At 50.7% G+C, this 15,287-nt stretch carries 13 protein-coding genes; 5 read left to right on the top strand and 8 right to left on the bottom strand.

Annotated features, from left to right (window positions below):
• Window positions 1-63: 63 nt before the first annotated feature.
• Window positions 64-876, bottom strand: coding sequence for a sugar phosphate isomerase/epimerase family protein (locus GYMC10_RS12495; RefSeq protein WP_015734778.1), 813 nt, complete (start codon window positions 874-876; stop codon window positions 64-66).
• A gap of 98 nt (window positions 877-974) precedes the next feature.
• The gene (locus GYMC10_RS12490) at window positions 975-1,592 is read right to left on the bottom strand and encodes a LysE/ArgO family amino acid transporter (protein ID WP_015734777.1); all 618 of its coding nucleotides are present in this window, start codon (window positions 1,590-1,592) and stop codon (window positions 975-977) included.
• Window positions 1,593-1,737: 145 nt separating this feature from the next.
• Between GYMC10_RS12490 and GYMC10_RS12485 the strand changes: the two genes are divergently transcribed.
• From GYMC10_RS12485 to qoxD, 5 genes are all read left to right on the top strand, one after another.
• Entirely contained in the window at window positions 1,738-3,186 is a 1,449-nt protein-coding gene (locus tag GYMC10_RS12485) for a PLP-dependent aminotransferase family protein (RefSeq protein WP_015734776.1), read from the top strand.
• A gap of 1,003 nt (window positions 3,187-4,189) precedes the next feature.
• Window positions 4,190-5,194, top strand: coding sequence for a cytochrome aa3 quinol oxidase subunit II (qoxA, locus tag GYMC10_RS12480; protein WP_015734775.1), 1,005 nt, complete (start codon window positions 4,190-4,192; stop codon window positions 5,192-5,194).
• A 63-nt stretch (window positions 5,195-5,257) separates the two neighbouring features.
• Entirely contained in the window at window positions 5,258-7,201 is a 1,944-nt protein-coding gene (qoxB, locus tag GYMC10_RS12475) for a cytochrome aa3 quinol oxidase subunit I (RefSeq protein WP_009589459.1), read from the top strand.
• Entirely contained in the window at window positions 7,198-7,794 is a 597-nt protein-coding gene (gene qoxC, locus GYMC10_RS12470; protein WP_009589471.1) for a cytochrome aa3 quinol oxidase subunit III, read from the top strand. The genes qoxB and qoxC overlap by 4 nt, the downstream gene beginning before the upstream one ends.
• A gap of 1 nt (window position 7,795) precedes the next feature.
• Complete coding sequence (gene qoxD, locus GYMC10_RS12465; protein ID WP_009589381.1) at window positions 7,796-8,083, top strand: cytochrome aa3 quinol oxidase subunit IV; 288 nt, start codon at window positions 7,796-7,798, stop codon at window positions 8,081-8,083.
• A gap of 282 nt (window positions 8,084-8,365) precedes the next feature.
• Here qoxD and GYMC10_RS12460 read toward each other — a convergent pair whose 3' ends face one another.
• The 6 genes from GYMC10_RS12460 to GYMC10_RS12435 form a co-directional block, all read right to left on the bottom strand.
• A complete protein-coding gene (locus GYMC10_RS12460; RefSeq protein ID WP_261979743.1) occupies window positions 8,366-9,535 on the bottom strand; it encodes a cell wall-binding repeat-containing protein in 1,170 nt (389 codons plus the stop codon).
• 73 nt (window positions 9,536-9,608) lie between these two features.
• Entirely contained in the window at window positions 9,609-10,862 is a 1,254-nt protein-coding gene (locus tag GYMC10_RS12455) for a DHH family phosphoesterase (RefSeq protein ID WP_015734773.1), read from the bottom strand.
• 172 nt (window positions 10,863-11,034) lie between these two features.
• On the bottom strand, window positions 11,035-11,373 hold the full coding sequence (locus tag GYMC10_RS12450; RefSeq protein WP_036665294.1) for an antibiotic biosynthesis monooxygenase: 339 nt from the start codon (window positions 11,371-11,373) through the stop codon (window positions 11,035-11,037).
• A gap of 147 nt (window positions 11,374-11,520) precedes the next feature.
• Entirely contained in the window at window positions 11,521-11,910 is a 390-nt protein-coding gene (locus tag GYMC10_RS12445; protein WP_015734771.1) for a rhodanese-like domain-containing protein, read from the bottom strand.
• A 127-nt stretch (window positions 11,911-12,037) separates the two neighbouring features.
• Complete coding sequence (bioB, locus tag GYMC10_RS12440; protein ID WP_187293027.1) at window positions 12,038-13,039, bottom strand: biotin synthase BioB; 1,002 nt, start codon at window positions 13,037-13,039, stop codon at window positions 12,038-12,040.
• A gap of 196 nt (window positions 13,040-13,235) precedes the next feature.
• Complete coding sequence (locus GYMC10_RS12435; protein WP_015734769.1) at window positions 13,236-15,161, bottom strand: LTA synthase family protein; 1,926 nt, start codon at window positions 15,159-15,161, stop codon at window positions 13,236-13,238.
• Between the last annotated feature and the right edge of the window lie 126 nt (window positions 15,162-15,287).

Here is a 15,287-nt window from a genome sequence, read left to right as displayed (position 1 = left end):
AATCATTCAAGGACCGATTCTCTAGAATCGGTCCTCTTTTTATCCTTAAGAGAAAACATCATGTCATTCTTGTACGACTCGACCGGCATTGCTCACGATCCGCTTCACGGCCCCAATGATCCATTCCATCTCCACGTATTGGTTGCCCGGCGCGTTGTATTCGACGCCCCAATATCCCCGATAGCCCCCCGCGAGCAGGCTGCGCACCTTCTCCTCCGCATCGGGATGAACCGCGGTCTTCGCATCGAAATGCGTATGCACCGTCCACGGGGCAACCATCTCGTCGCCTTCGGCCTCATCCGCCCTCCATCTTCCTAGGTGAAGCAGGAAACCAAAAGCCGGATGCCGGACTTCCTCCGCAATCCGCTTCATTTCCCGCGGGAGCAGGGAGGCGCCCATATGGTTTTCCGGGCCTACCGTATAACCGTAATCCCCTGCACGCTCCGCCAATTCCCGATAGCGCTTTACGAGGTATTCGAATTGTTCGTCCGGCATCGGCTCCGCTTCTTTATAACCGCCGCCGGTGTCGATCCGCACCGTTTCGGCTCCCAAAATTTCAGCGGCATCCAGATGGGCAAGCGCATTTTCATACAACTTCTCCCGCATATCCGGGTCGGGATCCCATAGATGAGCCCCGTCAACAGCAAAGTTAACCACGCTCATCTCCTTCTCATCCAGCGCTTCCCTGATTTTCCGTATGTAGCTTTCGTCGGCAAGCTTGTATATGGGGCCGCTTCGATCGATGAAAAAACCGTTCCACAAATCAACCGCATCCATTCGGTATCGATACTTCACCGTCTCCAAATAACCGAACACGTCCATTTTGCCGTCGAGAAACGTGTTATAAAAAGAATAGCCGCCAATCGAAATGTTCATCGCATTGCCTCCTCCTATTCCAGGGTTACATACAAACTTACCACATTTTCTATCCCTTAATTAGCATAAATTCCTAGTCCCTTCTAAATTTCTCCTCACTAGGTTTGAATCAATCGAAGCATGAGATAAGCGGCCGTCCCCCACATAATCACCGCCGATATTCGGTTCAGCGCGGACAGCAGCCTGCCTGTCGGATCCATTCTTCCCGCCGCCCTGCCGGCAATTCCGAGTCCCAGAAACCACAGCCAGGAGACGGCGATGCATACAACGGTAAAAATCATTTTGTCCGCCCCTTCATATTGAAGCGAGCTCGTGCCGATGACGCCCATCGTGTCCAGAACCGCATGCGGATTTAGCAGCGACACGGACATGGCAAATACGATTTGCTTCTTGGGAGAGAACGAACGGGCGCTTTCCGGGTCCTGACCTGAAGGCTTACTCCTCCACGTCGCTGCTCCCATATAGACCAGGAAGCAGATGCCCAATGTAAATAACGTCAATCGGATCCATTCATATTCCAAAACGATCACGGATACGCCCAATACCGCCAATGAAATCAGCAGCGTATCGCATAACGATGCGGTAATCATGACGGGCAGCGCCCTAATAAACCGGGGTTGGACGACACCTTGATTAAATACGAACACATTCTGCACGCCCAAGGGAAGAATTAGGCCAAGAGCCAGAATGAATCCATGAAGTATAACGCCTAGCATTTGAAAGCAAACCTCCAGTACATATTTTCACCATTGTAATGGAGGAGCATGGCTGCGTCTCCAACCAATTGGTTGGCAATCGACCCAACCAATGATGTATACTGGGCATGATTCTATAGAAACGTTGTCAGAAAGCAGGTTGTCCATGACAGAAGAATGGAAATTGAATAAAGCTTCCGAAGTGCCCCTGCATCGGCAAATTTATGATCACATGAAGAGCCGAATCATGAACGGGGAATGGCCGGTCGGAACCCGACTTCTCCCTCAGAGGGAGCTTGCCGCCAAATTTCAAGTCAACCGCAGCACCGTCGTTTATGCCTTGGGTGAGCTTGCGGCTGACGGTTTCATAGAATCCCGGGTGGGACAAGGCACGGTTATTGTGAACAATACTTGGAGCGTATTGGCCGCCACGCCCCCGCCTGATTGGAATCAATACGTGAAATCCGGCTCCTATCAGCCGAACATCCATATGATCCAGCAGATCAACCGTGCGGAAACCGATCCCGAAGTGATCCGACTCGGTACTGGCGAGCTTTCGCCTGAGCTCCTCCCGACCGCCCAAATGCGGGAGACGTTTAACGGCAGCATGTCCAGCCGTTTCACTTTGGGATATTCGGAACCGAAAGGCAGCCTATACTTAAGGGAAATCATCAGCGATTATTTGAACAAGAAGGGGATATCCGCCTCTCCTTCTTCCATTCTTATCGTCTCCGGCGGGCTGCAGGGCTTGCAGCTTATTTCCCTGGGGCTGCTGCATCACGGTTCCGCCATCCTGGTGGAGAATCCCACTTACCTGAACTCGATTCATGTATTCCAGTCGGCTGGCATGCATTTGCACGGCATCCCGATGGATGCCAAAGGGATCAGAACGGAATCTATCGGAAGGCTCAAGCGTCAGCACAGAGCCGCCCTGCTCTACACGATCCCTTCCTTTCATAACCCTACAGGCACAATGATGTCTTCCGACAGAAGGACGGAGCTGCTGCAAATCTGTGCCGTAGAAAGATTGCCCGTCATCGAGGATGATGTGTATGGCGATTTATGGTTGGATACTCCCTCTCCGCCCCCTTTGAAAGCTTCGGACAAACAAGGACTCGTGCTCTATATGGGCAGCATGTCCAAAACCCTCGGGCCTGGTCTGCGCATCGGATGGGTCGTCGGACCGGAGCCTGTCATCGATCGGCTGTCCGACATTAAAATGCAGACCGATTACGGGTCCAGCTCGCTGTCCCAGCATGCTGTCGCGGAGTGGCTCTCGAGCGGATCCTATGAGAAGCATCTCGTTCAGATCCGGGCAGAGCTGATGAGGCGCAGAGACTTTACGCTGTCGTTGCTGGAACGATATTTTCAAGATATTGCCCACTGGAATAAAACCCAAGGCGGATTTTATGTTTGGCTCCGCATCGCAAAGCCGATCTCCATTCGTACGTTATTCGAGCAGGCGTTGAAGGAAGGCCTGCTGCTCAATCCCGGAAATATTTATGACCGTAACGACCAGCAGCATCTGCGGTTATCTTTTGCCTACGCCTCCTACGATCAACTGGAGAAGGGACTTATTCGGCTTGCGGAGCTTATTCGCCTCCATGTGTTGTAAACAGCAAAAGCAAAGGGCTATTCCGAGGAATGCCGTACATTCTCTGGATTAGCCCTTTCTTTATTTAGCGCGCCATCATGTTATCGTTTATGCTTGCTTGCAGCCTACACATGACGCCGTTCCATCAGATTGATCCCAATACCCATGCACAATACCCCGATGAGCAGCAATTAACCATGCTGAGAAGTCCGTCGAGCAAACTTTGAAGAACACTCACTTTCATCGAGTTCTCTCAGCTTTCATCGCAAATATCGTACGGGTTCGTTGCATCCGTACTCGCGGGCCACAAGGAGATTACCGAAAATACCGACGTTGCGAGCAGTGTGACAAATAGCATTGCAGGCCTGGCACGGTATAATGGCGCCAAAAAAAGCCCGCGAAAAAAATGGCGCTGCTCCCTAATCGCCAAGGCAATGGATCCGGATCAACATGCTGCAGTACAGGGACGAAGGCGCACAGCCAGCTCAAAACAAGAAATAAAAACCATATCCAGAACGACCTCACTGGCTCCCCTCTCTTTCCTATCAAGCGTTTCACAATTCCCAGCAAAATATCTCGTTCCAATTTTTTGGTTATAACATATCACAAGCCTCTTCGAGCCTTTTGGTTAAATAAGTAAACTGGAAATAAAAATCGGCTTCGGATTTATTGTGAAAAATTATACATGCACGTCTAACCCCTTATCAATACTGGGATTTATTCGGTAGGTTTAGGGGCCGATTGCGGTGAAAAACAGGCCCGGAATTGTGACGAAACTGGTAACTCTCGTGAATATTTGAACAAAGTATGAACTGCCTCAAAACCGCGCCACTACAATGATTTCGCTCACAACCGTACTCTTTTGTAACAAATTGAACACATAAAATTACATACATTGACACGAATGTGGATTTATTTGTTAATTATACAAGTTTATGTGTTTTGCAAAGCCGACCGGAACTTCCTACTATAGATGTGTCAGTAACATTGAATCGAACGAACGTTTCAAGGAAAGGGGTACATCATGAACAAAAGAGGGCCGTTATTTGCAATGTTTTTATGCTTTACCTTGCTCTTATCGGGATGCAGCTCGCTCACGGTATTAGATCCGAAAGGACCGGCTGCCAGAACCCTATCCGATACAATCATATTCTCTATTCTCATGATGGTCGGAATTCTAGCGGTAGTTTACGCGCTCTATATCTACATGCTCACCAAATATCGAGCCAAGAAATCCAACGAAGGTTACGAGCCGCCTCATGAAGAGGGCAACAAATGGCTGGAAATTCTGTGGACTGCCATTCCGATTCTGATCGTTGCCGTGCTCTCGGTCGTAACCGTCAAAACGACGGTGGCCGTCGAGAATGTGCCTGAAGGTTATGAGAACCAAAAGCCTCTGGTTATTTACGCTTCCTCTTCCAACTGGAAATGGCACTTCAGCTATCCGGAAGAAGGAATCGAAACCGTTAATTACGTCAACATTCCGACCAATCGTCCGATCGAGTTCAGACTGTATTCGTTCGGTCCGATCACAAGCTTCTGGATTCCTCAGCTTCACGGACAGAAGTACGCGATGAGCGACATGATCACCAAGCTGAACATGGTTGCCGACGTACCGGGTTCGATGATGGGCCGTAACGCGAACTTCAACGGCGAAGGTTTTGCCCATATGGAGTTCGAAGCTCTTGCCATGACCTCTGCCGAGTACGATGAGTGGGTTAAGGATGTAAAGGACACCGCGCCTGAACTGAAGGAAGATGAGTTCAAGAAGCTTCTGGATACCGCGCATGTCGGTCGGATGACTTTCTCCAACACGCATCTGGAATTCAGCCAGCCGCCATCCGAAGACCATCACCATGGCGGTGACGTCAACGGCAATGAGGAGCATCAGGACCATAAAGACGTCCACCCGGATCCTGCAACAACGGAAGAAACGGAATTTGACAGCGAAACGAACGTGGATCCAAACGAACCGCTGCCGAACTTCCCGGCTGAAGAAAGCCCAAATCATCAACATGATGGACATTAAATCGGTGAGTGAAACGTTGTTCACCCGATCTACTTCATACATCCAGAAAGGAGCTAGGCCTTTATGAAATGGGACGAATTTTTCGTTACCGGTGATCCGTTAATTTACGGCGCCATGGTGAGTATCGTGCTCGTCTCGCTCGCAATCCTCTTCGGTTTGACCTATTACAAGAAGTGGGGATATATGTGGCGGGAATGGCTGACGACCGTGGATCACAAAAGAATTGGCGTCATGTACATCATCTGTGCATTGATCATGCTGTTCCGCGGGGGCGTCGACGCAATCATGATGCGTGCGCAAACCGCCGCACCGGAGATGAAGTTTCTGACCGGGCAGCATTATAATGAAGTATTCACGACTCACGGGGTCATCATGATCCTCTTTATGGCCATGCCGTTTATTTTCGGTCTGATGAACGTCATCGTTCCGCTCCAGATCGGTGCCCGTGACGTTGCATTCCCTAAACTGAACGCAATCAGCTTCTGGCTGTTCTTCGCCGGAGCGATGCTGTTCAACATTTCCTTCGTTATCGGAGGATCGCCTGATGCCGGCTGGTCCGCTTACTTCCCGCTGGCCAGTATCGAATTCAGTCCGACGGTCGGCAACAACTACTACTCTCTGTCGCTTCAGATTTCAGGGATTGGTACTTTGCTGACAGGCCTTAACTTTATCGTAACCATCCTGAAAATGCGCGCGCCGGGTATGACCCTGATGCGCATGCCAATGTTTACGTGGTCGGTATTGATCACTTGCGTCATCATTATCTTTGCTTTCCCTGTGCTTACGATTGCGCTTCTGCTTATGATGTTCGACCGCATCTTCGGCTCGCAATTCTTCACGATGGCCAACGGGGGCATGGATATGCTCTGGGCCAACCTGTTCTGGGTATGGGGTCACCCTGAGGTATATATCGTTATTCTGCCGGCATTCGGTATTTTCAGCGAGATCATCTCAGCGTTCTCCAAAAAGAACCTGTATGGTTACAGCTCCATGGTATTGAGTATGGCGATTATTTCCGGATTGTCCTTCCTGGTATGGGCCCACCATTTCTACACGATGGGTCAAGGGGCCATGGTCAACGGTTTCTTCTCCATCACGACGATGGCGATTGCCGTACCGACCGGGATCAAAATATTCAACTGGCTCTTCACGCTTCGCAAGGGTCGAATCAGCTTTACGACGCCGATGCTCTACTCGCTTGCCTTTATTCCGATCTTCACGATCGGCGGCGTAACCGGCGTCATGCTGGCGATGGCCAGTGCCGACTATCAGTATCACAATACGATGTTCCTGGTTGCCCACTTCCACTATGTGCTCATTCCAGGCGCCGTATTCGCCGTCATTGCCGGTTTCCATTACTGGTTCCCTAAAGTGTTCGGCTTCCGTCTGAACGAAAAGCTTGGCAAAATCGCATTCTGGTTCATTGCCATCTCATTTAACGTAACGTTCTTCCCGATGTTCTTCCTGGGACTTATGGGGATGACCCGCCGTACGTACACGTATTCGGCCGAAACTGGCTTTGGTCCGCTGAATATGCTGTCGATGGTCGGCGCGGTCGGCCTGGCGATCGGATTCATCCTTCTGGTGTACAACATTTACTGGAGTACACGTTACGAGCCGCGCGACAAAACGGGAGATCCATGGGATGCACGATCACTGGAATGGTCGACGCCAAGTCCGGTTCCTGTTTACAATTTTGCGGTAACGCCGAAAGTCAAAGGCCGTGATGCCTTCTGGTTCTCCAAGAAAAACAACGAGCCGCTTTCGGACGAGAAAATCACGAAGATTCACATGCCAAGCAACACCGGAAAACCATTTATACTGGGCATCGCCTTCTTCTTCCTGGGCTTCTTCCTGGTATTCAGCTGGTGGATTCCATCCATCGTTGCCGGTATCGCGGTATTGATTATTATGGCTACCATGTCCTTCGACCGTGATCACGGGTATTACATTCCGGTTGAAGAGATTGTTCAAACCGAACAGAAACTGCGGGGTGATACGGTATGAAAATAGATGCCACTCAGCCGCTGGAATATGGAACAGAGGAAAACCGCAATCGTATATTCGGCTTCTGGCTGTTCCTCGGAGCTGAAATTGCGCTCTTTGCTACCTTGTTTACCGTCTACTTCGTTCTCGTGAACCGCTTTGCCAGCGGTCCGAGCGGAGCGGAAATCTTTGAAATTACGCCGGTCCTGCTCGAGACGTTCCTGCTCTTAACGAGCAGCTTCACCATCGGTTTGGCTGTTCATGCGATGCGTCTGGGCCTGAAAAAGCAGATGATGATCTTCATGGTCATCACCCTGCTGCTGGGTGCGGGATTCCTCGGGATCGAGATCTTTGAATTCTTCACCTATGTTCATGAAGGAGTAACGCTCTCAACCAGCGCCTTCTCCTCCAGCTTGTTCACATTGCTTGGCACGCACGGAGCTCACGTAACCTTCGGTCTCCTGTGGGGAACCGCCATTCTGATTCAACTTAAAAAGCATGGACTGGATCATTCCACAGCCAACAAGTCCTTTATCTTCTCGCTCTACTGGCACTTCCTGGACGTTGTGTGGATCTTCATTTTCAGCTTCGTGTATCTGAAAGGACTGATGTGACATGTTAAAACAGCTGTTTCCAATTAAGCATGTAGCGGGTTATATATCGTCCCTCGTCCTTTCAGCTGTCGCGCTCGTCGTTCTGCTGGATATGCCGGCAGCTTCGAAAGTGGCCGTTCTGCTGGTCACCGCGATTCTGCAGGCGGCCGTTCAGCTTATGCTGTTCATGCACGTCGGGGAAAGCGAAGACAAAAAGTCCGTCTATATCAACATCGCGTTCGCCCTGTTCGTAGGGCTGGTTACCATCTTCGGAACGCTGTTCATCTTCATATGGGGCTGGTACGCTTAAGTCTCGCGAAAATCTGGGGTGAACGTGTACCGTCGATCATCGTTCGCTATCACGAACATATCACCAATATCAAAGAGGGCGTCCCAAAAGATCCTGGATCTCGAGGGATGCCCTCTTTTTTCTATTGATGGTGCTGCATGCGGATCATTCCCCCATCGTACTTCAAACATGCAAAAAGAACCGTTTCTCGGAACTAGGGACGTGCGGCCCGCCAATTACGAGGAACGGTTTCTTTTTGCATTCCATATGCAGCTTCATCTGCCAATGCCATTTGCGGCTCCATTAGTCATGTCCTGCAGGCGCATCCAGAATTTCATCAATCTCACTCTGGAGCTTGGTGGTCAGGGTCTGTTCATCTCCGATGATCCAGGCATGATTATAGGGAGTTTCCACTTTGGAGGCGTCACTCTGTTGCCTGATCGAGTCAACATACTTCGCAATCGAGCGTGGCACTCCGTCGCGCTCCGTAAACAATAGAGGGGCGTGTTTACCCATATGGGACAATGGAGCGGCCGCAATGGACAATGCCGGCGAGTCCGGCCTCGAGAAGGAGAAACTGTATCCCGGCGATTGTACTCCCCAGCCAAAACCCGTCCCGGGATCATGATACTGGGCAAAATGAATGGCATTCTCATACGGATCGTCTCCGGATATGCGCGTTACCTTCCCATATTGCCGCAGCTCGTCTTCAACGGCCTGGGACACCACCTTTTCAGGTCCGATGACGTAGATATTCGCCTTCCCGTTACGCTGCCTTAGGGCCTGCGCCGTCTCTTCGGGCACGTCCTTCTCGCTGACATACAGCATCGTTTCCGGCATATGGGCAATCCAGCTTACCGCGGGCAGCGTATAGTCGGGCCGTTCCATCGATCCGACAATAACCGAGGTCGGTACTGAACCATTTACCCTGGAAGCATAGGCATCAATTGCTGCTGCCGCTTCCGCGGCTTCCCCGGCAGGAATGTGATCGGCCTTGTATTCAAGTCCGTTCAGCTCTTTCATCACCTGATCCGAGATCGGACCGACGGTAATGATCTCAATCCCCTTGTTGTGCTCCGCCCCCCTCGGCTTCAGCCGTCTCAGCTCTTCCAAGGTTTCCTTCGGGATCCCCCCTTCTTCAACGAAGAGTAAAGGCCCCTCGCTAAGCTGGGTCAGATCGACGCTGACAGCCGCGATCGACCAGTGAGCGGAATCCACGAGGATCACGGTCTGCGGGCGGCTGTGCACGTTCGTGGACTGCCACAGCGTCTTGGAAGTCAGTACGGCCGCACTTACTGGATCGGATGTATTCAACCGAATCGTGTTTTTTGTGGCGGACCATGGTACGGGAACATCCTTCAGCAGTTCTTTGCTGTGAACCGCCGAGGGAATGGAGGGCTCGGAATGGCTCTGCGTTTGACTCCAAGCGAGGATACCTGCCGTCAGCAGGGCTAGGGCCCAGCCGGCGATCATTTTTTTCACCGAATATTCCTCCTGTCTTCACAATACAGCGCATCGTGCGAGATCATTCTTCCTGCTGATCCGTCTACAGATCTTCCATTAATTTCTCCTCATCCATATCCGGCGGCAAGCCTGGACGCTCATGGGTACGGTTTCGGATCCATTGTTCCTTCAGCATCTTCACAAATACGTCATCCCGGGACAACCAGACCCCGTACTGGCGCTTCATATGCCGCTCTGCTTCCTCGAACGACCTGAACCGGAATGGGAGAGGTTCTCCGTTCCACTCGATCACCCATTCCCCGGCATAAGCGTAAACAAACAGCAAATCCTCGCCCCAGCTTTCGTACAGCACGCCGGACTCGCTTCCTTTGATATTGAAATGATTGCGCGAAGCATCGAACCGGATCGGTTCCAGCTCAAACGAGTCCGCCGCAAACAATTGATACACATCCTCTGTAATGGTGCACCCCGCAGCCTTGGCATGGCCGCCACCGCCATACCGCATCGCCACTTCGGACACGTCCACAAAATCATGAATGGTTCGAAGGCTCATTTTTCTTCCGCCCATATTCAGTATCGCGATGTAGTCAAGATGGGGATAGCTCGTTCCCAGCTCGCTGGCAAGCTCGGAATGATAGGATTCGGCGTAAACGATGCCGACGCAATGCTCCTCGACGAAGGTTTGAATGAGTTCCCGCTGCTTGCGGCGAATGTAACGCTCGATTTTATTCTCTTCCATGTCCAGGATTTTCTGTTCAAATTCATCAAAGAAGAAGCCCTCGTGCGATTCCCGGAGGCGCTCAGACATCTTGCTCTCGAATTCGTCCAGGGACAACATGTAGAACAAGTCATTCAAGCGCTTAGCCTCGATCTTGCCGCCCTCTTCCCATTCCCATGTATCATAGAGACGCACCAGCTCAACGAATTCGTCCAGCGCTTCGGTTCTGCCGAGATGTCCATGCTCGATTAAATATTCATAGAACAGCGAGGTTGCCGATGCCAAGCGGCCGTCCCGATGCGTTACATCCACTTGTCCCCAGCTGTGTTCATTGAGGTGGAGGGCTGTTTTATGGTGATCGATAAGCTGCACCTGTCCCCCTTCTTCGACAAACACGTTCAATTCCTTCTCGATGTCAGGAGATACCGACAAATCCGTAATGAACAGCATATCGTATGGGTTCTCCTGTACGGAGGTCCGGTTCAAATACCTTTCGACTTGTTGATTCAATCCGTGAATGGAGTTGTAACGGACATCGATTCCTTCACCGAAGGCGCATTTGGCGATGATGCCGCAGCCGACGCCATCCAAATCGTTATGGCTGTACAGATGATACATGGTTGACTTCCTCCCAGCAGAAGGTGGAATGATTAGTTGTTCTTGCCTTTCATCCCTTTACGGTTCCCTAAATTCCGTCGTTTTAACCCCTGTCAGCCCCTTAGAATCGACAAGGTAACTAAAAAAGAAGAAGCGGCTGCAGCAGCCGCTTCTTCTGGAATATAGAGAATGATTATGCCTGTTGAACCGGTCTCGGCCCTTTGGATGCCATGACCTCGTACATGCCGTGGCTGGAGCTGATGACATGCTCAGGCTGCGGCTTTCCGCGGTTGTCGCGGTGTCCTTGGATGTGCGCGGGACTGGTTTCCCAGCGTTTCCACGCTTCTTTCGACTCCCAGCGGATCATCACGATAACTTCTTCCGTTTCGTCGGTACGTTTCGCATTCTTCACAAGAACGTTCAGATCGATAAACCCTTCAATTTCTTCAATGGGTCCTGGCTTGCTGAAACGTTCCACGACCAGGTTGGAGGTGCCTGCTTTAACAATAATCGTTTTAGTCTCGATCAACATATCCATAAACACTCCCTTAGCGAAAATATGCCTAATTAAACGAACTATATACCATTCTAAATGATAACGATTATCATTGTCAAACCGTTAAGGCGTTCAACTTTTGCAAAAAAAAAGACCAGCATGAACCTGCTGATCAGATTGGGATCAATTCATCGATGCGCGCTGCACGGAATTGCACGCCGTGCAATCTTCCTGCAAATAAAAAAGCGAAGTAAAGCCGGCCTTCTTCAGCTTGCGCGCAGCCAGGATTCCATCCGAGCGCTTGGGCGTTACGATAACTACGGAATCATCTGGCTTGAGCTCCTTCTCCCACACATACGGCAACCTTCCAAGCGAGATGTTGATGGTCTCTTTCCTCGGACATTCCATAAATTCGGACACATCGCGTACATCAAGCACTTTCAGATTCGGGCATTCCTTCTGTGCCAGACGAAGATCACTGCACTTCATGAAGCGCAAACCTGTTATAGGTACATACCTCCGGTAGTAGAGACCGGATATAAAGATTATCAGTGCGGCAGATGCAATCAGCACGAAGCATTCCCCCATCAATATCATGTGTTTCAGCATGATCCATGGCGGTAAGATCACGGGCTTAAAAAATCGCCAATCCTACCCCTACGGGTATATAGTATGTGCTCCGCACCTAATTGTCAATACATCACGACAGCGCGTTTTCTTCAATTTCAAACCCAAGGTCTTCAATCAATCCCCAGTCGGCCGTATGAGCCTGGCCTTCTGTCGTTAAATAATCGCCGATGAATATGGAGTTCGCCGCGTACAGGCCAAGGGGTTGAAGGGATCGCAGGTTCACTTCCCGTCCCCCTGCAATCCGTATCTCCTTCGTCGGGTTAACAAACCGCATCATGGCAAGAATCTTCAAACACATCATCGGTGTCAATTCCCTGCGTCCTTCCAGAGGGGTTCCCTCGATCGCATTCAGAAAATTGCATGGAATCGAATCCGCTCCAAGCGATTTCAGAGCAAACGCAATCTCCACCCGTTCTTCTAAACTCTCCCCCATTCCGAAAATCGCTCCGGAGCAAGGGGACATTCCGGAAGAGCTTGCCTGCTTCACCGTGTCCAGCCGGTCATCGTATGTATGCGTAGTCGTAATATTCCCGTAATTATCTTTGGAAGTATTCAGATTATGGTTGTATCGATGGACCCCGGCATCGGCGAGCTTGCGCGCATGTTCCTCATTCAAGAAGCCCAGGCAGCAGCACACCTTCAGATCGGTCGTCCGGGTAATCTCCTTCACCGCTTCGGCTACATGATCAATCTCCCGATTAGAAGGTCGGCGTCCGGATGCCACGATGCAATAAGTTCCCGCTTTACGGCGAATCGACTCGCGCGCGCCTTCCAGAATTTTGTCCTTGGTCAGCCATGCGTATTTTTCGATGGGCGCTTCCGACACGATGGACTGGGAGCAATATCCGCAATCCTCAGGACAGAGGCCGGATTTCGTGTTCACGATCATGTTCAGCTTGACCTTGTTTCCATAATACTCGCGACGAATGTGATAGGCGGCCTGCATAATGTTCAGAAGCTCCCCGTCCTCGCTGTTCAGAACCGCCAAGGCTTCGGCCCGGGTCACTTCATGTCCTTTCACGACCCGATCCGCCAGCGTCAACCAATCGTAATGGGTTTGTGTTGTCATAATCAAAATCTCCCTCTCCATTCTGATTGTCAACCATTTTTAATAATAAATAGGTTAACAATAAGGATAATAATAGCACAGGCCACGAAAGTGAGGCAATCCTCCACTGAAGCCTCCGCAAAAAATAGGGACTGTTTCATCAAAGCCAGTTTCCGGCTTAATGAAACAATCCCTTTCCTATTTTATCGAATTGTTGGCTTTACGGTGCCCGCTTGGGCAGCATTTTCACGTACTCATCGGACATTTTCATCAGCTGCAATATATAGTCGTAATCGCTGCGGTATTTTTCGAAATCCGTTACGGGCTCAAGCGTCTTCAAGGATACTGCGGTACCGTCCTCAAACCCGTCTCCCGGCACGAACAGAATGTCGTTGTTAAAGAATGATCCCGTCGGCAAATAATACCTCATTCCTATAACGTTGCGGTCCACGTTCAGCAGGTCATGCCCAAACGCGTTAAACCCCTCCTCATCGAGCGAGACGCCCAGAAGGTTTGCGACGGTAGGCAGAATATCCACCTGTCCCCCTACCTGCTCAACGACCTTCCCTTCCTTCATGCCGGGAACATGAATGATGAGCGGAATGTTAAATCGACTGACGCGCTCATGGTAAGGAATGCCCAGCGTTGACGAGATCATCTCCGCGTCCGCTTCTGCCGGATTGATGCCGAAGTGATCTCCATATACGACCAGGACGGTTTCATCCCACAGCCCGTTCTCCTTCAGACGGTCTACCAGCGTTCCCAGCGCATAATCGGAATAGTTCACCGACTTCAGATAGTTTCCCAAATGGGTCCCTTCAAGCTCGGCAGGCAAGGTGATCTTCGCGAATTCATCCTTTACATGGTATGGAGAATGATTGGAGACCGTGATGTAATGGGCATAGGTAGGTTTATTCTGCTGTTGGTTCTCCAGCAGCTTGTCTACGCCGACTCGGAACAGCTCTTCATCGGAAGGACCGAATTCATTGAAGTTATCATTCGTAAAATACGGCTTGTCGTAATAATGCTGAAAATCAAGCGCCGGGTACATCTTGCTGCGATCCCAGAACTTCACGTCATTCACGTGGAATGTGCCGGTTGCATAGCCATGCTTGTTCAAGAGCCGCGGAAGGCCCGGCAGCTCTTTATTTCCGAAACCGGTGGACATGGCAACCGTTCCTGTCGGATAGATCGAGGTATTCACCGCAAATTCGGCATCCGATGTATTGCCTTGGCCGATCTGTTGGAAGACGTGGGGGAAATACAGGCCGCCATCCGCAAGCTCGTTCATCACCGGTGTCAGTTCCTGGCCGTTCAGGGATTGACCCACCGGAAAGTTCTGCAAGGACTCCATCTGGACGATGATCAGATTTTTGCCTTTTGCAGCGCCGAAATAGTCCGGCTTATCCTTTGCTTCCTTGACGTAAGGATACGTCGCCAGCAGCTGCTGGGACCGCAGGATGGTGTCCTGCAGACTTCCCTCGGCCAGCGCACGTTTCTCCTGCGAGTTACGTACGACAGCAGACACCTGGTAGTTCATGAACCCCATTTGCTCCGCCCGCACGATTTCATTCTCGATTCCCCATTCTTTACGAATGATCAGTCCGGACAGAACAACCGCTACGATAAGAACAACGGTCATGGAAGTACGCCACATCAGACCAGGCCTGCGTGAGTAGGTTACGGAATATCCGGAACGAGCTCCACCGAAATGCAAGCCCCTTTGGGAGCGTGAACGTATTTTCCGGACCACCCATATGACCAGCAGGAGCAGCAGGTCCAGGAAGAATAGAAAATGCTCCGGCTCTAGCAAAGCCGTAATGCTGGCCCGTACCTGATTTACTTGACCGATACCCGCAAGCGCGGTATACGTCGGTATGGACCCAAAATGAACGTTATAAACAGCCGATGCAAACATGATGAAAGATAAGACGACATTTAGGATCACATAGACCGTCTTTTTCCCTCTGACCGGCAGCAGCAGTTCCAGAAAGCTAATCAGGGCGAGGAGCGACAGTGCATCGGTAAGCACCTTCCCCCATGCAATCCCATTAAACAGAAACACTCTTAGAAGGATCAGCTTGACTAAGAGCGTCAAAAAAACGAGTACACATAATTTCAACCTTTGTTCAAGGTAGCGTTCCATTTCCCATTCCCTCTTTTGTAAAAGTAATGTTAATTTGCAGCTTCCATTATAACAGGAATGTAAACACCGATCTAATCCGCCCATTCCTTCGCTCCCCCGTCAAGTGTCCAATGCATGATCCATCCG

Origin of the sequence: Paenibacillus sp. Y412MC10, assembly GCF_000024685.1 — a bacterium.
GTDB classification, from domain to species: domain Bacteria; phylum Bacillota; class Bacilli; order Paenibacillales; family Paenibacillaceae; genus Paenibacillus_AQ; species Paenibacillus_AQ lautus_A.
This window is presented reverse-complemented; position numbering and strand designations above follow the sequence as displayed.